Origin of the sequence: Pseudarthrobacter sp. NPDC059871, assembly GCF_042731175.1 — a bacterium.
Lineage (GTDB): Bacteria > Actinomycetota > Actinomycetes > Actinomycetales > Micrococcaceae > Arthrobacter.
In genome coordinates this window covers 102828-124993 of the sequence record NZ_JBHWJV010000012.1, presented here as the reverse complement: position 1 = coordinate 124993, position 22166 = coordinate 102828, and the positions used below count along the sequence as shown (strand labels likewise).

Genomic DNA, 22166 nt, shown 5'->3' with positions numbered 1-22166 from the left:
GCTACAGGCCCAGCTTTCCGTTGAGCTCATCCAGTGACCGGATGGTGGCGTAGTTGTAACCGGGACTGTGGGGGTCGTAGCCGCGGTCGAAGTAGACGGTGTTGGTGAAGCCGAGGTCGTGGGCTGGCATCAGGTCGTACCGGGTGTGGGAGGACACGTGCAGGAAGTCCTCCGGTGAGGCAGCCAGGGAGTCAAGCATGAACTCGAAGGCCTGGTACCTCGGCTTGTAGGCCCCTGCCTGTTCCGCGGAATACACCGCGTGGAACGTCGCGCCGAGGCGTGGAACGCTGATGTCGAGGAAGCTGTGGTCGGCGTTGGAGAGGATGACCAGCGGGTAGTTCCGGCCCATGATCTCCAGCGGCCGGGGGACGTCGTCGTGCGCCCCCCAACCCCGGACGGCGTCGCCGAACCGGGCCCCGGCCCCCTCGGTGGGTTCCAGGCCCCACCTTCTGCAGACCCTGTTGAAAGCATCCTCCAGGACCTGCTCGTAAGCGTAGTAGTCCCCGCACACCTGGTCATACCTGTAGGCCCTGAACATCGCCTTGAAGGCAGGCCACTGCTCTTCTGCAAGCCGGCCCGAGAGGAGGTGCCGGGTGGTTGCATCGAGCTGGAAGTTGATCAGCGTGCCGTAGCAGTCAAAGGAGATGTACTGCGGACGGAAATTCGTGAAAGCCATGGATTGAACTCTAGGTGCGTTGACCTGTCCGGGAACAACGGAGTAGCGGCGCACGTTGGAGACACGTCAAGAGAGCAATCGGCGAGAGAAATGAGATGCATCCGTGGCAACCGATTATGACGAGGTCCGCTCCGACGTCAAGGAGTCCCAGGACCGTTCCCTGGAGGCGTTGCAATCCGCCAACGCCCCCGACGCCCGCAGCGTGGTCACCCAGTTGGACGAGGCGGACGCACTGGATGAGGGGCTGACCCCCGGCGGGGAAATCGTCTCCGAGGAACTGACTGTCCAGGTCATCCCCCAGGGCGCTGACGAATTCACCTGCTATTCCTGCTTCCTGGTCCGCCACCGCTCCCAGCTGGCGCGCGAAAGCAACGGCCACGCTTACTGCCGTGAGTGCGAGGGTTAGAAGCAGTGTGAGCAGGCCTGGCCCGCCCTGGCGCCACTAGCAATCAGGCTTCAGGGCAGCCCGGATCTGCGCCGCCACCCGCTCCGCCTCGGCGTAAGCTCCATGCGTTCCGGCAGTCTCCGAGGTGTAGTCGCCGGCGAAATGCATTGAGCCGATGGAACGCTGGAGTTCGGGTAGGGCTCCGGCCCGCTCCGGGCTGAGCAGGGCAAAGCAATGTTGCCAGGTTTGGGCATGCACGCCGATTACCCGGCCGCGGAGCTCAGGGGCCACCGTGTAGACGTGCTCCGTCCATTCGGCGATCCTTTCCTCATCGTTGCCGAAGCCTGGCAGGTAGCCCGAGGAATTGCCGTAGCAGGTGAGCTGGAGGATGTCCTGCCCGAAGGCCTCCGGGCTGCCGCCCGGCACGGGGTTGATGATGGCGTCGAATGGCATCCCGACTGTCACCACGAAAGCCCAGTCCCGGAATTCGGGGAGACCCTCTATGTTGGCCACAATGTTCAGGGTGGTGCTTCCCGGGCAGGCCACCCTGTCCAGTGCCGCCACTTTCCATTCCGGCAAATTCCCGACGACGTGGGGCACCACCGGGGCGGGCACGGCCAGAACCACGTGTTTGGCAGTCAGTTCCTGCCCACCGGCCCCGCCCGCAACGGACACTGCGTAACCGTCCCGGTCCTGGAGCGAAGCCACTCCCGTTACCCGCGCATCGCACCGGACCGTGCCGGCGGGCAGTTGGCGAAGCATTGCCCGTGGAATCTCCTGCATTCCTTTTACCGCGTAAAGGCGGTTGTCCCTTTCCCTGGCCAGGTAGCTGGCAAAGTAGCGCATCGCGTATTTTGCCGACAGATTCGCGGGGTCGCCCACGGCGCCGCCCCGGATGGCCGTGGCGATGACGTCGCGGACAGCCGGCAGGAGTCCGGCAATTCTTTCGGCCACCGTCTCGTCCGTAAGACGGTGGAGCTGGCTGGCGGTGGTCCGGTCACTGACGTAGTCCTGGTACTCGGTGAGGGAGTCATCAATGAACTTCATCAGCTCGGTTTTTTCAGGTTCGGTGAGGTTGAGGCCGGCCACCACGTCCGCATTGGACCGGGACACGACGGTCCTGCCGTTGACGTGGATACCGTACGTCATGGGGAGGAAGGGAGAGGTCTCGATGCCCAGCTCATGGACAAGCTTTTCCGTGTTTGTCCCCTTGTACACGAACATCGCCCCGGAATTTGCCGGTGTCCCGGCCAGCTGCACAGTGTGGGACCGGCCGCCGATGTCCTGCCCGGCCTCAAGGACCAGAACGTCCAAGCCCGAGTCCCGGAGGTAATACGCAGTGCCGAGCCCGGCGGCGCCGGCCCCAACAACGATTACGTCATGCAATATTCGCTCCTTCTGGAAATTATGGGGATCGCCTCAGGCGGCGTCGTAGGTGTTGGCGATGTAGACGTCGCACGGGGCGTTGTGGGCCACGCTGTTGGCGACGCTTCCCAGGACCCGTCCGATCCCTTGCATCATGCGGTTGCCCACCACGATGAGCCGGGCTTCCTTGCTGATCGCTTCCCGGATCAGGGCATCCGCGGGCCTGCCCCGGGATGCTGCGTAGGTGATGTTGATGTCACCGCCCAAGGTGTCGGCTACAGCTCTGGCGACATGTTCGGCTTTGTCGGCGTCGGAGACCAACCATTGGTTGCTGCCGCTGCCGAAGACCCCGGAACGGTCAGCGTCGAAGGCCGAGACCACATGGAGTGTTGCACCCAGCGCCGTGGCAAGGTCCCGCGCAGCCTCAGCTGCTTTCCTGGCCGTCTCGCTGCCGTCGACACCCACCACAATGGTTCCGCTCATGTGCATGCTCCCTTGCTATCGTAGAAAGTTTTCAGTCCCGGGACCTCCCGGTCTCCGGGATACCTTCAGTGCGGCGCCGCTCAGGTGAGCCGGCGCCGCACTGAAGGATGACGACGGCGTCAGAGCTCGCTGGGTGCCCCTGGTTCGCCGACTGAGGCGTCGATGCCGTATTTGTCCAGGATCTTCTTGATGGTGCCGTTGTCGCGGAGCGTCTGGATGTCCTCGTCCAGGGCTTTGCCGAGCGCGTCGTTCTCGAGGCTCGACGGCAGCATCACCTGGCCCACTGCGGCGAACTGGGGGACGTTGGCGTTGGGCTTGACGTCGATGACTTTGGCACCTTCGATGGGTGCGTCCTTGAACCGGTACTTGGCGGATGCCGATGATGCCACCAGGGCGTCGATCCGGCCGGCCTTGAGGTCAGAGTAGATGGACTCGTCATCCTGGTAGATCTTGAATTTGTCGCCCAGCCATTTGCTCATGCTGTCGTTCCAGAGGTTGCCGGCCACCGAACCGACAATCTTGCCGTCCAGGTCGTCGCTCGTGATGCCCTTGGTCGAAACAATCGCCTGCGGATCGCTCCACAGTGGCGTGCTGAGGTAGACGATCTTGGTCCGTTCCTTGGTGCGCAGCCAGTTGCCCGAGCCGATGTCCACACGTTTGGTCTGTACTGACGGGATGACGGCGCCGGCGCCGCCTGAGGTGCTGACGGTGACTTTGAGGCATTCGAGCTTGGCGATCTCGTTGATCAGGTCGCCCTCCATGCCGGTGACGTTCTCGCCGTCGAGGATGGTGGCGGGTGCGTAGTCGTAGCTGGCGACGGTGAGTTCGCCGTCGTTGATTGTCTTGAGCCCTTCGTGGGCCGGTTTGCAGTCGGAGCTGCCGCCGGCGGACTCGGATCCTCCGCAGGCGCTGAGGGAGATGGCGAGCAGGCCGGCGGCGGTACCGGCCGAGAGTGCGCGCACGAGGGTACGGGAGGGTCGCATCATGGTTTTCCTTTGTTGTGGGAATGGGCTGGTGGCCCGGTGTGTGTGATGAAGCAGTGTGGTTTCGGGGTGGGGTCCAGTGTGGGTTTCAGTTGCGTTGCAGGTGGCGGCCGAGGCGCCATTCGAGCACCCGGACGAGGGCGAGGAATACGAGGGTAATGGATCCATAGACCACTGCGGTGAGGACGTAGACGCTGAGGTATTCAAAGGTGATGGAGCCGATTTCGAAGGCTTTGGACATCAGTTCGGGTACGGCGATCACGAAGGCCAGGGCACTGCCCTGGAAGACCAGGACGGCGAGCCCGGCCAGGGGAGGGGTGGAAATGCGGAGGGCCTGCGGCAGGATGATCAGCCGGAATCCCGTCCAGCCGCGGAGGCCTGAAGTGAGTGCAGCTTCCTTCTGCCCCAGGGGGACGGCGGCAAGTCCGGCGCGGAAGTACTCCGAGGCGTAGGCGCCGGTGTTCCAGGTCAGGGCAATGATCGCGGTGGTCAGCGAGGTCAGTGTGATGCCGGCGTCGGGGAGGCTGAAGTACATCAGATAGAGCAGCACCAGGGCGGGCAGGCCGCGTCCGATCTCCACGAACAGGAAGGAGATCCACCGCAGCGGGGCGGGCTTGGACGCTGCCATCACGGCGAACAGCAACCCGAGGGGGAATCCGAAGAGCAGGGACAGTCCGGTCAGCTGGAGGCTGACCATCAGTCCCGGCGCGAGGTTCGGCAACCAGCCAAGCCATTGGGTAAGCAGGTCCATCACGCCACTCCGATCTTCCGGCGCAGCGTCAGGTCGACCCGCCGCGAGACGAGGGCGACGATAAGGCTGATCACGATGTAGAGGAGCCCGGCGACGACGAAGGACAGGAGGCCCCCGTGCGTTTGCTTTGCGCTTTGCTGGGCGTAGTAGGTGATTTCGCGGACTCCGATTGTGGACGCCAGGGCTGAGTCCTTCAACAGGCCGATGCCGTAGGTGGCGATGGCCGGAAGCGCGACCCGGAATGCCTGTGGGGTGATGATGTGCCCCACGGTGGTGACAGTGCTGAGTCCCAACGCATGGGCGGCTTCGCGCTGGCCATCAGGGATGCTCAACAGCCCCGACCGGTAGATCTCAGCCATGAACGCCGAGGCTATGATCGAAAAGCCGATAATGGCCGCCTGGATTGTGGTGAGTTTCAGCGCGAACTGGGGAAGGCCGAAGTAGATCAGGAACAGCCAGGTGATTGGCGGAATGACCCGGACCACGTTGATGTACAGGCTGGCGATGCTGCGGATGAGGGCGATAGGGGAGCGGGCGGCGCCCACCAGGACCAGGCCGATCACGCCGCCGATCACCAGGGACGCTGCCGTGACGTACAGGGTAAGTCCGACGCCTTGGGCGATCGAGGACAGGAGTTGGGTGATCATCGACGCCTCACCTGTCCAGCACTGCCTTGAGGAACTGCCGGGTGCGTTCGTTCTGCGGCTGGGACATGACCTGTTCGCTGGGCCCGATCTCCAGGACACCGCCGTTGCCCATCACCATGATCCGGTCCGAGACGTCCCTGGCGAAGTGCATTTCGTGGGTGACCACCAGCATGGTCATGCCCTCGTCTGCGAGGTCGCGCATGACTGCCAGGACTTCGAGGCCGATCTCGGGATCAAGGGCTGAGGTTGGCTCGTCGAAGAGCATGACTTTCGGCGAGAGCGCCAGGGCACGGGCGATGGCGATGCGTTGTTGTTGCCCCCCTGACAAACGGGCGGGGTAGGCCTTGGCCTTGTCCGGCAGCCCAACACGTTTAAGCAGCCGCTCTGCAACCGCCTGCGCCTGTTCCTTGCTGGAGCCCAGCACCTTGCGCTGGGGCAGGGTGATGTTGTCCATCACCGTTAGGTGCGGGAAGAGGTTGAAGCTCTGGAACACCATTCCTGTCACGCGCCGGAGGTGGTCAAGGCTGGCCTTGTCGGGCAGCTTCCCACCGGCCACCACATGGGCGCCGCCGATGGAGATTTCGCCCTCCGTGGGCACCTCAAGATAGTTAAGGCACCGCAGGAACGTGCTCTTGCCCGCGCCGGATGGGCCAATAATCGAGACAACCTCGCCCTCGTTCATCGCAAGATTCACGTCCGACAACACGCGTGCCGCGCCGTAACTCTTACCGAGGCCGGTGACAACCACCTCACCGGAGAGCGCAGTTGGAGGAGCTTTTGTGCCGAAGCTTAGGCCCATTGTTTTTTCCTTTGACTAGCGGACGCATCCGCCCTGGAAGGCGCGTACAGCTGTGGCTGTGACGTGGAGGAGATGCGGGATTGCTTGGTAATGACACCGGCTGCGCCATGAATTGCGCCATGTGCTGCACGTCACTTTAGTAAGCAAAACGCGCGCTGTCTAGATATGTGATCACAGATCACGAAAAGTTTTTTTGATGACGTCGCTAACTTGGACCGCAGCGCGGGTGCAGTGAAAAGAGCGGGGCGTGCCGCCACCTCGGCCGCCGGATCTGAACCATCGGCAACGCAGGTGGCCGGCCCGCCGGCTCCTGGGCCTTAGCCCAGGCGCAGTGCCACGGCGAGGTCCGGGGCGAGCGACTTCGCGAACGTGTTGGTCATGTGGTTGTCGCGGTAGACAAGGACATTGCCGATAACCGCCGGGCAGACACCGTCGCGGCAGAAATGGCGGGACAGGTCGATCGTTTCAACCCCGGGAACACTGCCGGCGGCATCCACCAGTGTGTCCGTTCCTGCAAGGGCCTCGGCTGCAGCCGTTGCGCATTGATCCTGCTTGCCGTGCTTCTGCAGGCATTCCACCGGATTTCCGCCGGGGTAGGGCGGATCGGCGATCACGGCGACGCGCAGGCCCGCCCCGCGCAGCCGTGACAGGGACTGGATGTAACCGTCTGCCAGCGGGGATTCCGGAGCCCAGTGCCACCCGAGCGCCTTGCGGTAGCCGTCCTCGCGCATCCCCGCCACCAGGACCAGATCCGGCTTCTGGACGATGATCTTCTCGGCGGTGACGGCGTTCTGCGCCGAGCAGTTGGCGTACACGGTGTCCGCGGAGCGTGGCGGCGTCAGCGCAAACGGGCACCCGTTGCGCACCATCGCATGGATCCTGAGCGGAATCTTCTTCGACACCGCAACAAGCGGATCCACGAACTGGCCGGCGTGCGAATCGCCCACCACGACCACCACCGGTGCCTCCTGGTCCTGTGACCCGAACCAGCAGTCAGTATCAGGCACCGTGGCAGGATCGTAGACACCGCACGCGCCGGCACTCGTGGCCGGAAGGTCCTGCATCGCCACGGAAGGATCCGGGCGAACGGGCATGCCCGCGGGGACGGCGGCGGGACGCTCGGACCACGCCTGGGCGCCGGGGTAGTCCCGGTCGGACAGGGCAGTGGACAGCTGGGCCCGCTTGACCTCGACAACCTGCCACGGCGCCCACGCCGCCACGGTCACCAGCACCGCGCTGCACATGGCAAGGACGTACACCTTCCGGTGTCCGCCCCACCTGGTGTTCCGGCTGGAAGGGCGCCGGAAGCGCTGCTCCACCCAGTAATAGGACGCTGCTGCGAGCCCGAGGCTCAGCACGGCCAGGAGGATGGCCTCCCTGATCCGTGGCGCGCGGCCCAGCAGGGCTACGGCGAAGACGATGACGGGCCAGTGCCACAGGTAGAGCGAGTAGGATACGTCGCCAATGAAGGTGAGCGGACGGACGCTGAGCAGCCTTGACGCTGACCACGGAACGGCTGCCGCCGCGCTGCCTGACCTCAGGAGCAGTGCAGTGCCGAGCACGGGTATGGCGGCGATGCTGCCGGGGAACGGCATATCGGTAGTCAGGAAGAAGACGGGGATGACGACGGCGGCCACGCCCGCCCAGCTGGCAAGGGCGGCACGGCGCCCGGTGAGGATGCCCATCGCCGGCACCAGGGCCGCCAGTCCGCCGACAGCCAGCTCCCACACCCTAGTGCCCGTCACGAAGTAGGCCAGGGTGTGTTCGTGGTTGCTGAGGTAAATGCTGTACGCGAAGGACACCAACGCCACCGCAGACAAGGCGGGAACGATAAATCCGTCTGCCGCCCGGTTCATGCGGCGGGCGGCCAGCACAAGGCCCAGGAAGAAGAACGGGATCACCAGGTAGAACTGCTCCTCGACCGCGAGGGACCAGAAGTGCTGAAGCGGGGACACTTCTCCAGTGGCCCCCGCGTAGGACACCGCGGACAACGCCTGGTGCCAGTTCTGCACCTGGAGAAGCGAAAAGAGCACATCGGCCGAGATGCCCTGCCAGCGGCTCTGCGGAAGCAGCAGCACGGTCCCCAGCAGGACTGCCACCAGCACGGCGGCCGACGCCGGGAAGAGCCTGCGGATCCGCCTGGCATAGAAGGCGAGGACGGCGATCGTCGAGTGCTTGGCAGCTTCCCGTGCCAGGGAGCCGATGATCAGGAAACCTGAAAGGACGAAGAAGACGTCGACGCCGATGAACCCGCCCGCCAGGGCCTCCGGCCGGAGGTGGTAGATCACCACGAGGCCTACGGCCAGTGCGCGGAGCCCCTGGATGTCGAGCCGTGGGGCGTGCCCGGTTCCGTTGTTGGCGCGCTTGACCGCGGAGGCATGCCTCATTGCGTCCCCTCTGTGTACTTCTTCAGTCCCGCGCCGTGCGCAGGGAAAATCAGGGGCGAGCGGAGGCTCGCCGACAGGAGATTGTATCGGATGCCGGGTGGTTACTCTGCGTGCCGGAGCACGTCCGGGAGTTCTTCGACGTACACAGTCTGCGGCGGTTCGAAGTAGATCACCAGCACTTCCTCGCCCACCGCGAAACCGCTCGCCTTGTCGAAGGGGTGGGCATGGAAGGCCATGGTTCCGCCGAGATAGGGCAACATGACCTCGCCGATGGTGCCGGGCCCGATCCGTCCCGTCACGCGGGCAATCTTGCCTGTCAGGCTGCGGTCGGCATTCCTGTGCATGGCCTTCCTAGGCGCCGGGAGCCGTTGGTGTCCGGGTGGAGTCTTTGGCGTCCTTGCCGTTGCGGAGTGCGGTGCGCAGTGCCGGCAGGTAGTCGCCGGCCTGGGCCAGGATCCCGCCGAGCATCTTGTTGACGCCTTCGCCGCCGTTGAGGACGGTCATCTGCCCAACGTGCGAGAAGGGTTCGGCGGCTGCCGCGATGATGGCGGGCATGTTTTCGGCGAGCTGCTGGGAAATTACCGCATCCTGGTTGCTGGCCAGGGCTTCGGCACGTGCCTTGATGCCGTCCGCCTCGGCCAGGGCCTTGGCCTTGATGGCGGAGGCGGCGGCATCGCCCTTGGCCTTGGTGGCCGCCGCCTCGGCCTCACCGGTGACCTTGGTGGCGCCCGCCGCAGCTGCCGCAGCGGTAGCATTTGCCTGTGCCGTCACTTCCGTCCGGCGGGCGTTGGCCTGGGCTTCGAGCTCGGTGCGCCGTGCCAGGGCTTCCGCGGCGCTGATGTCCGCGGCCTTCTGCCCCTCCGCATCGGTGCGCTTGGCGTAGGCCTTCGCATCTGCGGGCTTCCGGATGGTGGTCTGGAGCTTTTGTTCCTCGCGGTCCGCCTCGAGCTTGGCGACTTCGGTTTCCTGGACCACCACCTGCTGGCGTGCTGTGGCCTCCGCCAGCGGGCCGGCCTGGGCAGCGTTGGCCCGGGCACGTTCCGCGTTGGCCTGCGCCACCGACTGCCTGATGGCGGAAAGGCTTTGGGCATCAGCGATCAGTGCGGCCGCTTCGGCCTCCTTCTCGGCCGCCTCCCGGTTGCGGGTGGCCTCGGCGATCCTGGCTTCCATCTTCACCTGGGCAATGTGCGGCTTGGCGATGTTCTGGATGTACCCGGTGGGATCCTGCAGATCCTTGATCTGCAGCGAATCCACCACGAGGCCGAGCTTCTCCATTTCCACGCCGCTGGCGCTGCGGACCTGCGAAGCGAGCTTGTCCCGTTCCCGGATAATTTCCTCCATGGTCATGCTGCCGATGATGGAACGCAGGTGCCCCTCGAAGACGTTGTAGACCTGGCTTTCCATTTTGGGCTGCTGGCCGAGGAACCGGCGGGCGGCGTTGGCAATAAACGGTGGCGCGTCCCCAATCTTGTAGATGACCACCCCTTCCACCACTACCTGGATTCCCTGTGAGGTGACGCAGGAAACCTTGAGTTCCGTTTCGTTCAGGGTGAGCGAAAGCGGGCGCACGGTCTGCAGCCCGGGAAGTACCAGCGCCCCCTTGCCCGTCACGATCTTGAAGTCCATGCCGGCCCGGGTATCCAGGGTTCCACGGGTCAGCCCGGAAATAATCAGGGCTTCGTTGGGTTCTGCCACTTTCCACATCAGTTTGGTGGCCACCCAAATGAAGCCAACGGCACAAAGAACTCCCAGGATGATCGCAATGAGTGGGAAGAATGGTGACAAGTCCGGCATGACCAGGTCCTTTCACGGGTTCGAAAACCCGCCTCGGATAACACCCCAACAATGCAGCTGCCCATTCCCGGCCGATCAATTTGTGCCCTTAACTGTCCATCCGCTGGCCAACTGTTGTAGTTAGTGTGATTGCGGCCTGCCGAAGAGTCCATAGCCCGGCCATTGCTATTTGCCCGCGGCAACAAAACAGCGCACGACGACGGCATCCGGGCCACGCAGGCAGGCCCTCCGCGCCGCCGTGGCGGCACAGCGGGCTTGGGGCCTCACCTGGCGGGGACGCCTCCCCGGACCCGGACCGGTGTCAAAGGCCGTTCAGGTGTTCAGGATGCGGGAGCGGCCTCCGGAGGTGCGGCGTCCGAGCCGGCCCCGGGTTGCAGGTCCGCTGACTCCCGCTGCAGGGATACAGGTGCCTCCGCGGCAGGACGTGCAGCCCCGGCGCCCGTTGCCGGAGCCGGCGTGATGTTCTGGTTGATGTGGAAGAAGTTGTCGGGGTCGTACTTGGCCTTGAGCTCGGCAAGCCGCGCGTAGTTCGAACCCAGCGTCTCCTCGATGCGCGATTGATCGTCCGAGTCCTGGAAGTTGAGGTACCCGCCGGGTTCGGAGAATTCATGAAGTGACGTCCAATAGTCGCGGACCCAGGCGATGTTCGCCTCATTCTCCGAGGCGTCGGGCCACTGTCCCGCGATCACCGGTGCAAAATTGACGTTCCGGTAGGCGAAGGCTGTGGCTTCGGGTGCTACCCGCTGCACTGCCCCGTCAACCGGGTAGAAGTGATTGGCTGTGTGGATGCTCGGGATGCCGGGCGATTTGTCGACGGCGACGCGCAGCGCATCATCGCTGAGGGTCCGGAGGAAATCGGCCTTCCAGTATCCCTGGAGCCCGGGAACATTCAGTCCGTCGAACATCATGTTCAGCGCGGGATAGGGCATGGGCGCGAAGAAGCTGCCCAGCGGTTCTCCTGCGTCCAGCATCGGCTGCCAATGGGCCGGGCCGGCGTCTGCATCGCCAGTCCACATGCCCACGATGACTGTGACCGGCCGTCCATGCCATTCCTCGGGCAGGAACGGAACCGGAGGTCCCTGGTGGAAGCCCAGGAAGGCTCCCATTTCCTCAGGTTCGGCGGCTATCCATTCGCGGTAGGCAGCACCCACGCCGGCTCCGGTGGACGCGTCGAAGAAGATAATGCCCACATGGACCATGTCCACGGGGTGCAGTCGGAACTCGAGCGAGGTGACCACGCCGAAGTTGCCGCTACCGCCGCGCAAAGCCCAGAAGAGGTCAACGTTCTCGGCGTCGCTGGCCGTCACGAATGAACCGTCAGCCAGCACGACGTCGGCCCCGATCAGGTTGTCGCAGGACAGGCCGTATTTGCGGGCCAGGTAGCCGATGCCGCCGCCCAGGGTCAGTCCACTGACGCCGGTGGTGCCGACTATGCCGCCGGTGCTGGCCAGGCCGAACGCGTGTGTGGCGTGGTTGTAGTCAGCCCACGTCGCGCCGGCTTCAACGCGCGCTGTCCTTGCTGCCGGGTCAACCCGCACCCCGCGGCGCGCCGAGAAATCCAGGACCAGGCCGTCGTCGACCGTTCCGAATCCGGGGGCGCTGTGCCCGCCGCCGCGCACCGCAACATCAATGCCGAGGCCGCGGGCGAAGCGCACGGCGGCCATGACGTCTGCCGCCTGGGAGACCTGCAGGACCGCAGCTGGCCGGCGGTCGATCATGCCGTTGTAGACGTGCCGGGCCTCCTCGTACCCGGCGTCCCCTTCTTCGATGACCTGTCCGCGGACCTGTTCGCGGAGCACGTCAAAACGATCGCTACCCATGACAACTCCAGATGTGTACCAAGACCAGGGGGCAGCCGACTCCATACGGGGCCCAGCGGGGGCCAGCGCGCTGACCATTTCGGTATACGCCCGGCCACCACCGCCGTCAAGGCTCAGGAACCCGCCCCTGCCCCCCTATGTTCCGCCGGTGTGGGGCCAAGCGATTTGCGGGGCAGTTGGCGCAGCGCCAGCAGGGGAAAGATGAGCACCGAGAGCATGCCCGCACCCACCAAAGCCGCCGAAACCGCACTCGAAATCAGCCCCTGGTCCCTGCCGATGGACGTCACTGCCACGATAATCGGCAGCCCAGTGGCACCGAAGAGCATGATGGCCCGTTTGGTTGCGGAAGAGGACCGTGGGGGAACGGCCAGCAGCGACGGTACTCCGCGGATCACCAGCAGCAGGACCAGGAACAGCGGAACGAGGGCCAGTGCGGCCGGCGAGTCAGTGAGCGCGTGCAGCTCATAGTCGATGCCGGTGTCAATGAAGAAGACCGGTACCAGGAACCCAAACGCGACGGCGTCGATCTTCGCTTCGATCACCGTGCGGTCCCGCTCCGGCGCCCGGGCGATGGCAACCTTCCACAGGACTCCGGCCGCGAAGGCCCCCAGCAGCATGTCCAGTCCCAGCACCATGCTCAGCACCACCAGCACCGTGAGGATGAACATGATGGACCGCACCGCGAACTGGCCGCTGGTGTGGAGGGTCCTGGTGACCTGGGAATGCAGCAGGGTATGCCTGGCGCGCGAAGCCAGGAAGATCGCCAGCGCCGCCAGAAGGACAAATCCCAGCAGCACCGCCGTGGCGGGGCCCAGTTGCCTGCCGCTGAAAAACAGCGAGATGGCGATGAGTGGACCGAACTCTCCGGCGGCTCCCAGCGCGGTCACGGCCACGCCCGCGGCGGAGCGCGATTCGCCGGCATCGCGCAGGATGGGGAGCAGTGTGCCCAACGCAGTGGAGCAAAGGGCCACGCCGATGATGATGGCCGATGTGGGTGTGGGCGCCAGGAGGAAACCTGCACCGACTCCGGCGGCCAGGGAGATCAGCCAGCCGCCGCCGGCGCGTAGCACCGGCCGCCCCCGGATCAGGGCGAAGTCGATTTCGTTGCCGGCAACAAAGAAGAGCATGGCCAGCCCGAAGTCCGCCAGGGTGTCCGTGAAGTCAGTGGACTGGATTCAGCCCAGGACGCTGGGGCCCAATGCGATGCCCAGGACGATTTCGAAGACGACGATCGGGATCTTCACCACGTGGTCCAGGAATCGCGCCGCCAGGGGCGCCGCAATTGCCAGGAAGGCGATCAGGACCAGCGATGTGGACAGCTCCTGCATGGAGGAGATGGTAACGGCAACGGGGCGCCGCGGGAACAGGGCGTTAGCGCAGGACCCGCCTCAGCTTTGGGTTGGCGGTGGCCCGGACGGCTGCCGCTTAGTGCTGCGGGCGCGCCGCACCCGCCAGATCACCACGGCAACGAGGCCAATGACCACGACGGCGGCAGTCACGTCTTCGCCCGCGGCCTTGGCTACGGCGCCGTAGGAGTTGCCGGCGAGGTATCCGAGCAGCACGAAGCCAGCACCCCAGATGAGTCCGCCTGCGGCGTTGAAGGCCAGGAAGCGCGGATAGTGCATACCGGAGACGCCTGCCAGTGCCGGCATCAGGGCCCGGAAGAGCGCCACGAACCGGCCGAGGAAGACTGCTGATCCGCCGCGGCGCCGCAGGAAGTCCTGGGCCTTGTCGAGGTTGTCGCGGTGCCGGAGCAGGAACCGGTTCTCCAACAGCTTGGGGCCCATATGCTTGCCCACCTCATATCCCACACTGTCGCCGATGATTGCGGCCAGCACCACCAGCCCCATCATGACGCCCAACTGCACCTGGCCGCGGCTGGCCACCACCCCGCCCAGCACGGCGGCTGTTTCGCCGGGAATGACGAAGCCGATGAACAGTGCGTCCTCGGCGAAGACAAGCAGGGCCACCAGCGTGTAGGCGAGCGCCGGACTCACTCCGAGGATCCCGTCCACCAGGCCGCTCACGGGAGCGCCGCCGTCACGGCCTGCCGCCTTCTAATCTCCATGACTGCCATTGTGTACCCGCGCCGCCGGATCCCGGCCTGGCAGGTCTGTCCGCACGGCTCTTACAGATCTACACTGAAGCATTCCCACCGCGGCCAGGGCACGGACGCCTCGGAACAGATGATCAGCGTCAGATCGAAAGGGCCGGCCATGGGCAACGCCTCGGAGAAGGCAAACCGTGCAGTTTCCGGAGCGGCGTCGGCGAGCCGGAGCCCCGCGCTGCGGGTGTTGGCCCGCGCCGGGTTCGTCTTCATTGGGCTGCTTCACATCCTGATCGGGGTGATCGCCCTGCAGATCGCCGGCGGGCAGGGCGGCGAGGCTGACCAGACCGGCGCCATCGGGGCGGTGGCCTCAAAGCCCGGTGGCGTCTTCCTGCTGTGGGCGGGTGCCGTCGCCTGCGCCGCGCTGGCCTTGTGGATGGTCAGCGAGGCAGTTTTTGAGGCGCGTTCCCAAGCGGAGTCCAAGAAGAAGCTGCAAAAAGCCGGCACCGCCGGTGGGAAGGCGCTGGTGTTCGGGGTCCTTGCCTTCACATTCGCGGTGTTTGCCACCGGCGGAAGCAAGAGTTCAAGCCAGTCCGCCACCGACTTCACCGCGAAACTGATGGCGGCGCCTGCCGGCGTCGTGCTGTTGATTGCCGTGGGGCTCGCCATCATCGGCGCCGGCGGGTACTACGCCTACAAGGGCTTCACCCGGAATTTCATGGAGGACCTGCAGGACCCCGGCAACGCCCGGACTGCCGTTGAATGGACCGGCAGCGTCGGTTACGTCGCCAAGGGCGTGGTGCTCGCAGTCGTCGGCGTCCTGGTGATCGCCGCTGCCGTCACCGCCGATCCGTCAAAGTCCACCGGCCTGGACGGGGGACTGAAGACGCTCGGCTCGCAGCCTTACGGCACCGTCCTGCTGGCTGTCATCGCCGTGGGGCTGGCCTGCTACGGGGTGTATTCGATGGCACGGGCACGCTACGGACGCTTCTAGCCGTCTGCCGGGGCCCGGTGCACGCTCAGCCGGTGGGCCACCACCCGGGAAGCAACTCGCGCAGGTCCGCCAGGAATTCGTCCACCGGACGGGGCGAGGCCTCCACCAGGCGGGACTCCAATGCGCCCACCACGCCGTAGGCGATGAACCGGGCAACCATCGGCTGCGGGACTTCCCGGCCGCCCGGTGCCGGTACCGCAATGGCGCGGCGTTCGAGCAGCAGGCGGACGGAACCTTCGAAGTGCGCTCCGAGCATGGCATGCAGGCCGCCGGATCCGGCGTCGGTGACCAGTCCCCGGCGATAGATGGCGCGGTGCTGGTCGAGGTGCCGGACCACGTCGGCCGTGACCGCGCCTATGGCCGGGCCAATGTCGCCGCCGGCCGCGCCGAGGTGTTCCGCGCGGAGCACATCCAGTTCGTCGGAAAGGACCTTTCGCAGCAGGGCAGCCGGGGACGCTGCGTGCTGGTAGAAGGTGGACCTGTTGACCCCGGCGGCGGCTGCGACCTGCCCCGCAGCGAGCGCTCCGGCGTCGTTCTCCCCGGCAAGGTCCAGGATGGCCGAGGCCAGCTTTTCCCGGCTGCGGAGAGCCCGCGGATCGCGAAGCGCAGGTGCTTCGAGGTCCTGCTTCGGTTGCGATGTCATGCAGGTCACACTCCCGGGTGATCTTGGCCGCCGGCGGTGGATAAACCGCCACGTCGAGCGTACCGTTTTAACTATCCAACAAATGTCGGATAAATGTCTTGGGCCGCTGCGTGCACCACCCGGCCCGCTGTGGAAAGGAAGCACCCATGTCACGTTTTGACGGACGAGTCGCCATCATCACCGGAGGAGCCAGCGGCATCGGCCGGGCAACTGCCGTCCGCTTTGCCGGCGAAGGCGGGTCCGTGGTGGTTGCGGACATCCAGGACGATCTGGCCGCCCAGGTGGCCGCCGAGATCGGCGCCGCCGGCGGCCATGCGCGTGCCTTCCACCTGGACGTAACCAGCGAGTCCGGCTGGGCCGGCGTCGTAGCTTTCGCCCTTGAGGAATTCGGCCGGCTCGACGTACTGGTCAACAACGCGGGCATCGGCGACAACCAGGCCATCGAAGACACCAGCGTTGAGACGTATGCCAAGGTGGTGGCCGTGACGCAGACCAGCGTATTCCTCGGCGAGAAGGCCGCAGCGGAAGCCCTGAAGGCGTCAGGCAACGGTGCCGTGGTCAACGTGTCCTCCATGTTCGGCATCGTGGGTGGCTTCGGAACCTCTCCCGCTTACGCGGCGGCCAAGGGCGCCGTCCGCACCCTGACCAAGAACACCGCACTCGGCTGGGCCACCCAGGGAATCCGCGTGAACTCCGTACACCCCGGCTTCATTGACACCCCGATCCTCGGTGACACGGACCGGAAGCTCCTGACGGACACCACGCCCATGGCCCGGCTGGGTCGTCCCGAGGACGTTGCCGCCGTCATTCTCTTCGCCGCCAGCGACGACGCCGCGTTCATGACCGGGTCCGAACTGGTGGTCGACGGCGGCTACACCGCCCGCTGACCGGACCGCCTCCGGGCATTCAACCGAACACCATGCAGCAGAAACAGGAAGGGCATCGCATGCGCGCGATCGTATTCAAGGAATGGCAGCAGTTTCCCGCACTCGAGGACGTGGACCGGCCCACACCCGGTCCAGGCGAGGTGCTGCTGAAGGTGGCCGGTGCCGGAGCCTGCCACTCTGACGTCAGCATCTTCGAGGACTTCACGGCTGAAGTTCCCGGGAACATGGCCAAGGGCTTCGTTCTGGGCCATGAGAACTCAGGGTGGGTGGAGGAACTGGGCGCGGGCGTGGACGGCATCGAGGTGGGTGCCGCCTACCTGGTCTACGGCCCCATCGGCTGCGGCCACTGCAAGGCATGTTCCCGCGGCCAGGACACCTACTGCGAGAACGCGGCAACCAACCCCTACCTGGGCATCGGCCTGGGCCGCGACGGCGGCATGGCTGAGTACGTCACGGTCCCCGTGCGCAACCTGATCCCCCTCGGCGATGCGGATCCCATCGCGGCGGCACCGCTGGCCGACGCCGCCCTGACTCCGTACCACGCCATCAAGACCGCACTGCCGCACCTGAACGGCGGCGGGCGTTATGCGCTGGTGGTGGGACTCGGCGGCCTGGGACAGATCGCCGTCCAGATCCTCAAGGCGCTGACGGGAGCCACCGTCATTGCCACGGACATGAAACCCGAGGCGATGGCCAAGGCGGAAGCGGCAGGGGCCATCACGGTTCCCGGCGGCCCGGACCAGGTGGCACGCATCCGGGAAATCACCGGCGGCCGGGGCGTGGACGCCGCCTTCGACTTCGTCGGTGTTACTCCGACGATCGCCACCGCCACCGGTTCAATGGCGGTCGGCGGGCGGCTGACCGTCGTCGGGATTGCCGGCGGCGTACACGAATGGACGTTCTTCAACACCCCCTACGAGTCCACCATCACCAACACGTATTGGGGAACCATTGAGGAACTCCACGAAGTGGTGGACATGTACCGGGCAGGGCAGATTACCCCGGAAATCGAAACCTTTTCCCTGGAGGATGGACTCACGGCATACCGGAAGCTGGCTGACGGGCAGCTAAGTGCCCGCGCCGTGGTGGTTCCGCACCAGGCCTAGGCAGTGGTGGCCGGGCCGCACGGTCCGGCCACCGCCCACAGGCCGGAGGGCCGGGGGCAGCGCCTGCCGAAGCGCGTTCCCTGGCTGGGAATATGGTGGAATCCCTCGATTAGGGGGAGGACGGGGATTACCGTAGAGGGGTGACTGACCGTCCCGAAATCTCCACTGTTGGCGAACTGCGTGCCGCGGGTTATGTCCTCAAGGACCTGCGCCACGAAATCCGAGACAACCTGCTGGCCGCGCTCGCGGACGGGCAGGATCCCTGGCCGGGGCTGTACGGGTTCGGCCGGACCGTCCTGCCCCAACTGGAGCGGGCGCTGATCGCCGGGCATGACCTGGTGCTGCTGGGCGAACGCGGCCAGGGTAAGACCCGGGTGCTGCGCACGCTGGCCGGGCTGCTCGACGAATGGTCGCCGGTCATCGACGGCTCAGAGCTTAACGAACACCCCTACGAACCGATCACGGAAGCCTCGCGGGCCCTTGCCGCCTCGGAGGGGGACCGGCTGCGGGTTGGCTGGCGGCACCGCTCGGAGCGTTATGTGGAGAAGCTCGCCACCCCGGACACCTCCGTGGCAGACCTCATCGGCGACGTGGACCCCATGCGGGTGGCCGAGGGCCGCCGCCTGGGCGACCCCGAAACCATCCACTACGGACTGATTCCGCGCTCCAACCGCGGCATCATCGCCATCAACGAACTTCCGGACCTTGCCGAGCGGATCCAGGTAGCCATGCTCAACGTGATGGAGGAACGGGACATCCAGATCCGCGGCTACGTGCTGCGGCTGCCGCTGGACGTCCTGGTAGTGGCATCGGCGAACCCCGAGGACTACACCAACCGCGGACGGATCATCACCCCGCTGAAGGACCGCTTCGGCGCCGAGATCCGCACCCATTACCCCATCGAACTGGAGGACGAGGTTGCCGTCATCCGGCAGGAGGGGCGGCTCGTGGCGGACGTGCCCGCTGTCATCCTGGAGATCCTTGCGCGGTACACGCGTGCGCTGCGGCACTCGCCGGCCATCAACCAGACATCCGGGGTCTCCGCGCGGTTCGCCATTGCCGGCGCGGAGACGGTGGCCGCCGCGGCCCTGCGCAGGGCCAGCCTCCGCGGCGAGGACGAGGCCGTTGCCCGGATCATCGACCTGGAACCGGCAGTGGAAGTCCTCAGCGGCAAGCTGGAATTTGAATCCGGGGAGGAAGGCCGCGAACAGGGCATCCTTGACCACCTCCTGCGCACCGCCACCGCCGAAGCCGTCAGGGCCCATTTCCAGGGCATCGACATGGGCCCGCTCGTGGCAGCCCTCGACGGCCACAGGACAGTGACCACCGGCGGGCAGGTGACGGCGAAGGAGTTCCTGGGTAACCTCCCCTCGCTGAACGGATCAGGTTTGTACGACCTGATTGGCCAACGCATGGGTGCGCAGAACGACGGACAGCGCGCCGCCGCCGTCGAACTGGCCCTCGAAGGGCTGTACCTGGGCCGGCGGATCTCCAAAGAGGCCGACGACGAAGAAACGGTCTACGGCTGACCGCAGGCCTGCAGCCACAACAGGAGGCAGCATGACCCATCACGACAGGTCACGGTACGGCCGGTACGCCGGCGGACCGGACCCGCTGGCCCCGCCCGTTGACCTCACCGAGGCGCTCGACGCCGTGGCCGAAGACGTGATGGACGGGTACTCGCCCCGCCACGCCCTGCAGGAGTTCCTCCAGCGCGGCGGCCGGAACCGGGACGGCCTGGACAACCTGGCCCGCCGCGTACAGGAACGGCGCAAGGACCTGCTGAGCCGGCACCGGCTGGACGGCACGCTCGAAGACGTCCGCAAGCTGCTGGACACTGCAGTCCTGGAGGAACGCAAGCAGCTGGCCAGGGACGCTATGATGGACAACACCGACCGCGCCATCCGGGAGATGCAGCTGCAGAACCTGCCGCCGTCCACGGCGGCAGCGGTCAACGAACTCGCCTCCTACGACTGGCAGTCGGGCACCGCCAGGGAAGCGTACGAACGCATCAGGGACCTCCTGGGACGCGAAGTCCTGGACCAGCGGTTCGCCGGCATGAAACAGGCCTTGGAGAACGCCACCGACGAGGACCGCGAAGCCGTCAGCGACATGCTCCGCGACCTGAACGGACTCCTGGGCAGGCACCGCCGGGGCGAGGACACCGCGGCGGACTTCCAGGAGTTCATGGCAAAACACGGGCAGCACTTTCCCGAAAACCCGCAGTCGGTCGAAGAGCTGGTGGACGCGCTGGCCAAGCGGTCCGCCGCCGCACAGCGGCTCCTGCAGTCCATGTCACCGGAGCAGCGCGAAGAGCTGATGCGCCTTTCCGCCCAGGCCTTCGGCTCAGCCGGGCTGATGGACCAGCTCAGCGAACTCGACGGAAACCTCCAGGCGCTGCGGCCCGGCGAAGACTGGGACGGTTCGGAGACCTTCGACGGGCAGGAAGGCCTGGGCCTGGGGGATGGCACTGGAGTCCTGCAGGACCTGGCAGAGCTGGACGGATTGTCGGAACAGCTGTCGCAGTCCTACAACGGCTCACGCCTGGACGACCTTGACCTCGACGCCCTTAGCCGCCAGCTGGGCCCGGACGCCGCCATCAGCGCCCGTACCCTGGCCGAGATCGAGCGGGCCATGGAGGACGGAGGCTACTTGCGCCGGGGACCCGATGGCGACCTCCGCCTGTCCCCACAGGCTATGCGGCGCCTCGGCAAGTCCCTGCTGCAGGACACTGCACGGCAGCTGTCCGGGCGGCAGGGGCAGCGGGACACCCGCCTGGCTGGAGCGGCCGGAGAGCAGACCGGCTCCAGCCGTCCGTGGGAGTTCGGGGATGCGGAGCCCTGGGACGTGACCCGCACCATGACCAATGCGATCCAGCGCACCATGTCCGACGGCGGGAACCCGGCCAGGGAACTCCGGCTGACCCCGGAAGACATCGAGGTGGCCGAAACCGAAGCCCGCACCCAGGCCGCCGTGGTGCTCCTGGTTGACGTGTCCTTTTCCATGGCCGCCGAGGGGCGGTGGGTGCCGATGAAAAGGACGGCCCTCGCGCTGCACCACCTTGTGTCCACCCGGTTCCGCGGCGACCGGCTGCAGCTGGTCACGTTCGGCCGCTATGCGCAGTCCATGGACATCGGTGAACTCACGTCGCTGCCGGCACTGCGGGAGCAAGGGACGAACCTGCACCACGGGCTGCTGCTGGCCGGGCGCTTCTTCCGCCGGCACCCGTCCATGCAGCACGTCCTGCTGGTGGTGACCGACGGCGAGCCGACGGCACACCTGCTCCCGGACGGCGACTCCTGGTTCAACTGGCCTCCGGATACCGAAACCATCCGCGTCACAGTCGCCGAGCTGGACCGGCTGGGGCGCTCCGGCGTGCAGGCCACTTTATTCCGGCTTGGTGACGACCCCGGGCTGGAACGTTTCGTGCAGCGGATGGCCCGGCGGATCGACGCGCGGGTGGTGGCGCCGGATGTCGGCGGCCTGGGGGCCGCAGTGGTGGGGGAGTACCTCCGCGCCCACGTCCGAAGCTCCTACAGCGACACAGACTGGGCACTCTAGGCAATTCCGGTGTCCAGGCCCGCCTCCGAAATGAGCTCGGTCAGCCAGGGGCGGTGTTCGCGGTGGAACGTCAGCAGGGCGGACCCTTGAACCGGCGCCCCTCCGGGCATAACATGGCGGCCACATCCACGCCGATCAGTCCAAGGAGCCGGCCATGGGCGCCACACCTGCTGAAACGTCACCAGCAACCCTGATGATGGACCTCATCATCTCGCTGGACGGATATGCCTCCGCCGAGGGGTGGCCCGGCTGGTGGGGACTGGAAGGGCCGGAGTACCTGGCCTGGCTGGACGAAGAGGCGGCCAAGAACTACACCTTCCTCTTGGGGGCCAACACGTACCGGCTGATGTACGGCATGTCTGCCCAGGCAGCGGCCGACCGCACCGGGTTCTCCGCGGAGGAGGGCGCCAGCCTCACCGGCCTGGCCGCTGTGCCCAAGATGGTGTTCTCGTCCACGCTGCAGGCGCCCCTGGACTGGCCGAACTCCACCCTGGTCACCGGGGACGCTGTGGAGGCAGTCCGGGAGTTGAAGCGGACCGGAACAGGACCGCTGAGCACCCTCGGCAGCCTGAAGCTGACCAGGTCATTGCTCGCCGCTGGCCTGGTGGACCGTTTCCGGCTGGTTGTCTTCCCGGTGATCACTGGCGCCACCGGCCGGGAACGGATCTACGACGGTTACCCGGACGTGATGCTGGAGATGGTGCAGAGCAGGACCTTTGACGGCCGGCTGCAGCTGCTGGAGTACGTTCCCACGGTCCTCGCCGGCCCGCCCGGCAGCAGGTGAGCGGAGCACGCTGCGGGAAGAGTGTCACCGGAAGACGCAAATGCTTGAACATTG

Annotated in this window: 22 protein-coding genes and 1 pseudogene; 7 read left to right on the top strand and 16 right to left on the bottom strand. The window is 66.0% G+C overall.

All coding sequences use genetic code 11. The features are described from left to right. Nucleotide 1 precedes the first annotated feature (1 nt). Nucleotides 2-676, bottom strand: a complete 675-nt coding sequence (locus ACFV4R_RS16650) for a haloacid dehalogenase type II (protein ID WP_377203416.1) — start codon at nucleotides 674-676, stop codon at nucleotides 2-4. 103 nt (nucleotides 677-779) lie between these two features. On the opposite strand from ACFV4R_RS16650, the gene ACFV4R_RS16645 reads away from it, so the two are divergent. Continuing rightward, nucleotides 780-1082, top strand: a complete 303-nt coding sequence (locus ACFV4R_RS16645) for a DUF4193 domain-containing protein (RefSeq protein WP_045732715.1) — start codon at nucleotides 780-782, stop codon at nucleotides 1080-1082. Nucleotides 1083-1118: 36 nt separating this feature from the next. Here ACFV4R_RS16645 and ACFV4R_RS16640 read toward each other — a convergent pair whose 3' ends face one another. The 14 genes and pseudogenes from ACFV4R_RS16640 to ACFV4R_RS16575 form a co-directional block, all read right to left on the bottom strand. After that, complete coding sequence (locus tag ACFV4R_RS16640) at nucleotides 1119-2447, bottom strand: flavin monoamine oxidase family protein (protein WP_377203417.1); 1329 nt, start codon at nucleotides 2445-2447, stop codon at nucleotides 1119-1121. A gap of 33 nt (nucleotides 2448-2480) precedes the next feature. Further along, a complete protein-coding gene (locus ACFV4R_RS16635) occupies nucleotides 2481-2909 on the bottom strand; it encodes a universal stress protein (RefSeq protein ID WP_377203418.1) in 429 nt (142 codons plus the stop codon). 119 nt (nucleotides 2910-3028) lie between these two features. Continuing rightward, nucleotides 3029-3895 (bottom strand): substrate-binding periplasmic protein, encoded by an 867-nt coding sequence (locus tag ACFV4R_RS16630; RefSeq protein ID WP_377203419.1) that lies wholly within the window; start codon nucleotides 3893-3895, stop codon nucleotides 3029-3031. An 85-nt stretch (nucleotides 3896-3980) separates the two neighbouring features. Next, nucleotides 3981-4643, bottom strand: coding sequence for an amino acid ABC transporter permease (locus ACFV4R_RS16625; RefSeq protein ID WP_377203420.1), 663 nt, complete (start codon nucleotides 4641-4643; stop codon nucleotides 3981-3983). Then, nucleotides 4643-5290, bottom strand: coding sequence for an amino acid ABC transporter permease (locus tag ACFV4R_RS16620; protein WP_377203421.1), 648 nt, complete (start codon nucleotides 5288-5290; stop codon nucleotides 4643-4645). The genes ACFV4R_RS16625 and ACFV4R_RS16620 overlap by 1 nt, the downstream gene beginning before the upstream one ends. Nucleotides 5291-5297: 7 nt before the next feature. Beyond that, nucleotides 5298-6089 carry an amino acid ABC transporter ATP-binding protein gene (locus ACFV4R_RS16615; RefSeq protein WP_377203422.1) on the bottom strand — a complete coding sequence of 264 codons (792 nt, stop codon included), beginning with the start codon at nucleotides 6087-6089 and terminating at the stop codon, nucleotides 5298-5300. A gap of 317 nt (nucleotides 6090-6406) precedes the next feature. Then, a complete protein-coding gene (locus ACFV4R_RS16610; protein ID WP_377227119.1) occupies nucleotides 6407-7153 on the bottom strand; it encodes an SGNH hydrolase domain-containing protein in 747 nt (248 codons plus the stop codon). A 273-nt stretch (nucleotides 7154-7426) separates the two neighbouring features. Continuing rightward, nucleotides 7427-8476: pseudogene (locus tag ACFV4R_RS16605) on the bottom strand (acyltransferase family protein); the annotation flags it as partial. Between the two features lie 101 nt (nucleotides 8477-8577). After that, nucleotides 8578-8820 (bottom strand): hypothetical protein, encoded by a 243-nt coding sequence (locus ACFV4R_RS16600; RefSeq protein WP_015936959.1) that lies wholly within the window; start codon nucleotides 8818-8820, stop codon nucleotides 8578-8580. A gap of 7 nt (nucleotides 8821-8827) precedes the next feature. Continuing rightward, entirely contained in the window at nucleotides 8828-10270 is a 1443-nt protein-coding gene (locus ACFV4R_RS16595) for a flotillin family protein (RefSeq protein WP_377203423.1), read from the bottom strand. Nucleotides 10271-10590: 320 nt separating this feature from the next. Then, nucleotides 10591-12090 (bottom strand): FAD-binding oxidoreductase, encoded by a 1500-nt coding sequence (locus ACFV4R_RS16590; protein ID WP_377203424.1) that lies wholly within the window; start codon nucleotides 12088-12090, stop codon nucleotides 10591-10593. 113 nt (nucleotides 12091-12203) lie between these two features. Beyond that, nucleotides 12204-13217, bottom strand: coding sequence for a cation:proton antiporter (locus ACFV4R_RS16585; protein WP_377203425.1), 1014 nt, complete (start codon nucleotides 13215-13217; stop codon nucleotides 12204-12206). Nucleotides 13218-13265: 48 nt separating this feature from the next. Then, on the bottom strand, nucleotides 13266-13418 hold the full coding sequence (locus ACFV4R_RS16580; RefSeq protein ID WP_377203426.1) for a hypothetical protein: 153 nt from the start codon (nucleotides 13416-13418) through the stop codon (nucleotides 13266-13268). 60 nt (nucleotides 13419-13478) lie between these two features. After that, a complete protein-coding gene (locus ACFV4R_RS16575) occupies nucleotides 13479-14117 on the bottom strand; it encodes a DedA family protein (protein ID WP_377203427.1) in 639 nt (212 codons plus the stop codon). A gap of 189 nt (nucleotides 14118-14306) precedes the next feature. On the opposite strand from ACFV4R_RS16575, the gene ACFV4R_RS16570 reads away from it, so the two are divergent. Next, nucleotides 14307-15131 (top strand): DUF1206 domain-containing protein, encoded by an 825-nt coding sequence (locus tag ACFV4R_RS16570; protein ID WP_377203428.1) that lies wholly within the window; start codon nucleotides 14307-14309, stop codon nucleotides 15129-15131. Between the two features lie 25 nt (nucleotides 15132-15156). Here the strand turns inward: ACFV4R_RS16570 and ACFV4R_RS16565 are convergent, their stop codons facing one another. Continuing rightward, nucleotides 15157-15774, bottom strand: a complete 618-nt coding sequence (locus ACFV4R_RS16565) for a TetR family transcriptional regulator (RefSeq protein WP_377203429.1) — start codon at nucleotides 15772-15774, stop codon at nucleotides 15157-15159. A gap of 146 nt (nucleotides 15775-15920) precedes the next feature. On the opposite strand from ACFV4R_RS16565, the gene ACFV4R_RS16560 reads away from it, so the two are divergent. The 5 genes from ACFV4R_RS16560 to ACFV4R_RS16540 all read left to right on the top strand — a co-directional run bounded on the left by ACFV4R_RS16560 (nucleotide 15921) and on the right by ACFV4R_RS16540 (nucleotide 22112). Continuing rightward, a complete protein-coding gene (locus ACFV4R_RS16560; RefSeq protein ID WP_377203430.1) occupies nucleotides 15921-16661 on the top strand; it encodes an SDR family NAD(P)-dependent oxidoreductase in 741 nt (246 codons plus the stop codon). A 59-nt stretch (nucleotides 16662-16720) separates the two neighbouring features. Then, nucleotides 16721-17767, top strand: a complete 1047-nt coding sequence (locus tag ACFV4R_RS16555) for an NAD(P)-dependent alcohol dehydrogenase (RefSeq protein WP_377203431.1) — start codon at nucleotides 16721-16723, stop codon at nucleotides 17765-17767. 140 nt (nucleotides 17768-17907) lie between these two features. After that, nucleotides 17908-19296: a sigma 54-interacting transcriptional regulator gene (locus ACFV4R_RS16550; protein WP_377203432.1), complete on the top strand. Its 1389-nt coding sequence runs from the start codon at nucleotides 17908-17910 to the stop codon at nucleotides 19294-19296. A 31-nt stretch (nucleotides 19297-19327) separates the two neighbouring features. Next, nucleotides 19328-21328, top strand: a complete 2001-nt coding sequence (locus ACFV4R_RS16545; RefSeq protein ID WP_377203433.1) for a VWA domain-containing protein — start codon at nucleotides 19328-19330, stop codon at nucleotides 21326-21328. Between the two features lie 154 nt (nucleotides 21329-21482). Further along, nucleotides 21483-22112 carry a dihydrofolate reductase family protein gene (locus ACFV4R_RS16540; RefSeq protein WP_377203434.1) on the top strand — a complete coding sequence of 210 codons (630 nt, stop codon included), beginning with the start codon at nucleotides 21483-21485 and terminating at the stop codon, nucleotides 22110-22112. The last annotated feature ends 54 nt before the right edge of the window (nucleotides 22113-22166 follow it).

Coding starts and splice junctions, on each gene's coding strand:
- ACFV4R_RS16590 (WP_377203424.1), bottom strand. CDS start 12,090: ATGGGTAGCGATCGTTTTGACGTGCTCCGCGAACAGGTCCGCGGACAG.
- ACFV4R_RS16600 (WP_015936959.1), bottom strand. CDS start 8,820: ATGCACAGGAATGCCGACCGCAGCCTGACAGGCAAGATTGCCCGCGTG.
- ACFV4R_RS16585 (WP_377203425.1), bottom strand. CDS start 13,217: ATGCTCTTCTTTGTTGCCGGCAACGAAATCGACTTCGCCCTGATCCGG.
- ACFV4R_RS16610 (WP_377227119.1), bottom strand. CDS start 7,153: ATGCAGGACCTTCCGGCCACGAGTGCCGGCGCGTGCGGTGTCTACGAT.
- ACFV4R_RS16560 (WP_377203430.1), top strand. CDS start 15,921: ATGTCACGTTTTGACGGACGAGTCGCCATCATCACCGGAGGAGCCAGC.
- ACFV4R_RS16565 (WP_377203429.1), bottom strand. CDS start 15,774: ATGACATCGCAACCGAAGCAGGACCTCGAAGCACCTGCGCTTCGCGAT.
- ACFV4R_RS16555 (WP_377203431.1), top strand. CDS start 16,721: ATGCGCGCGATCGTATTCAAGGAATGGCAGCAGTTTCCCGCACTCGAG.
- ACFV4R_RS16615 (WP_377203422.1), bottom strand. CDS start 6,089: ATGGGCCTAAGCTTCGGCACAAAAGCTCCTCCAACTGCGCTCTCCGGT.
- ACFV4R_RS16625 (WP_377203420.1), bottom strand. CDS start 4,643: ATGGACCTGCTTACCCAATGGCTTGGCTGGTTGCCGAACCTCGCGCCG.
- ACFV4R_RS16540 (WP_377203434.1), top strand. CDS start 21,483: ATGGGCGCCACACCTGCTGAAACGTCACCAGCAACCCTGATGATGGAC.
- ACFV4R_RS16635 (WP_377203418.1), bottom strand. CDS start 2,909: ATGAGCGGAACCATTGTGGTGGGTGTCGACGGCAGCGAGACGGCCAGG.
- ACFV4R_RS16570 (WP_377203428.1), top strand. CDS start 14,307: ATGGGCAACGCCTCGGAGAAGGCAAACCGTGCAGTTTCCGGAGCGGCG.
- ACFV4R_RS16545 (WP_377203433.1), top strand. CDS start 19,328: ATGACCCATCACGACAGGTCACGGTACGGCCGGTACGCCGGCGGACCG.
- ACFV4R_RS16620 (WP_377203421.1), bottom strand. CDS start 5,290: ATGATCACCCAACTCCTGTCCTCGATCGCCCAAGGCGTCGGACTTACC.
- ACFV4R_RS16595 (WP_377203423.1), bottom strand. CDS start 10,270: ATGCCGGACTTGTCACCATTCTTCCCACTCATTGCGATCATCCTGGGA.
- ACFV4R_RS16650 (WP_377203416.1), bottom strand. CDS start 676: ATGGCTTTCACGAATTTCCGTCCGCAGTACATCTCCTTTGACTGCTAC.
- ACFV4R_RS16630 (WP_377203419.1), bottom strand. CDS start 3,895: ATGATGCGACCCTCCCGTACCCTCGTGCGCGCACTCTCGGCCGGTACC.
- ACFV4R_RS16580 (WP_377203426.1), bottom strand. CDS start 13,418: ATGCAGGAGCTGTCCACATCGCTGGTCCTGATCGCCTTCCTGGCAATT.